Genomic DNA, 1,338 nt, shown 5'->3' with positions numbered 1-1,338 from the left:
GGGCTGGCCGTGTCGATGGAGTTGCCGCTGCTGGTCATCGACATCCAGCGCGGCGGCCCCTCGACGGGGCTGCCGACCAAGACGGAGCAGGCGGACCTGCTGCAGGCGATGTACGGCCGCAACGGTGAGGCGCCGGTGCCGGTGATCGCTCCGCGTACCCCCGCGGACTGTTTCACCGCGGCGCTGGAGGCGGCGCGGATCGCGCTGGCCTACCGCACCCCGGTCTTCCTGCTCTCGGACGGCTACCTCGCCAACGGATCCGAGCCGTGGCGCATCCCGGAGATCGATGAACTCCCGGACCTGCGCGTGCAGTTCGCCCAGGGACCCAACCACACGCTGGAGGACGGCACGGACGTCTTCTGGCCCTACAAACGCGACCCGCAGACCCTGGCCCGCCCGTGGGCGATCCCCGGCACACCCGGCCTGGAACACCGCATCGGCGGCATCGAGAAGCAGGACGGCACCGGGAACATCTCCTACGATCCCGCCAACCACGACTTCATGGTCCGCACCCGGCAGGCCAAGATCGACGGCATCGACGTCCCCGACCTGGAAGTCGACGACCCCCACCACGCCAACACCCTTGTCCTGGGCTGGGGTTCGACGTATGGGCCGATCACCGCCGCGGTACGGCGGCTGCGCGCGGCCGGGGAGGCGATCGCGCAGGCCCACCTGCGCCACCTCAACCCCTTCCCCCACAACCTGGGAAGGGTCCTTGAGGGCTACGACACGGTGGTGATCCCCGAGATGAACCTCGGCCAGCTCGCCACCCTCATCCGGGCCAAATACCTCATCGACGCCCGCTCGTACACCCAGGTCAACGGAATGCCGTTCAAGGCTGAGCAGCTCGCCACGGCTCTCAAGGAGGCCATCGATGGCTGAGACGTCCACGGAAGGCGCGGGCACGATCGAGGCGCTTTCTCTAGTGCCGAAGGCCGAGGGCCGGCAGTCCATGAAGGACTTCAAGTCCGACCAGGAGGTGCGCTGGTGCCCGGGCTGCGGTGACTACGCGATCCTCGCCACCGTCCAGGGCTTCATGCCCGAACTCGGCCTGGCCAAGGAGAACGTCGTCTTCGTCTCCGGGATCGGCTGCTCCTCCCGCTTCCCGTACTACATGAACACCTACGGCATGCACTCCATCCACGGCCGCGCCCCCGCCATCGCCACCGGACTGGCCTCCTCCCGCCGGGACTTGAGCGTCTGGGTGGTCACCGGGGACGGCGACGCGCTGTCCATCGGCGGCAACCACCTCATCCACGCGCTGCGCCGCAACGTCAACCTGAAGATCCTGCTCTTCAACAACCGCATCTACGGCCTGACCAAGGGCCAGTACAGCCC

General features: G+C 68.2%; 1 protein-coding gene and 1 pseudogene. Both read left to right on the top strand.

Going from position 1 to position 1,338, the window contains the following annotated elements:
- Positions 1–882, top strand: a pseudogene (locus ABZS97_RS44010) (2-oxoglutarate ferredoxin oxidoreductase subunit alpha); the annotation flags it as partial.
- Positions 875–1,338, top strand: a 464-nt coding sequence (locus tag ABZS97_RS44005; RefSeq protein ID WP_356149746.1) for a thiamine pyrophosphate-dependent enzyme, incomplete at its 3' end; no start/stop codon positions are given. The pseudogene ABZS97_RS44010 and the gene ABZS97_RS44005, both read left to right, overlap by 8 nt.

The organism is Streptomyces sp. NPDC005485 (assembly GCF_040606085.1).
In the GTDB taxonomy this organism is placed as follows: Bacteria; Actinomycetota; Actinomycetes; order Streptomycetales; family Streptomycetaceae; genus Streptomyces.
Note: the sequence above shows the minus strand (reverse complement) of the source record. Positions and strands in the feature narration are given on the sequence as shown.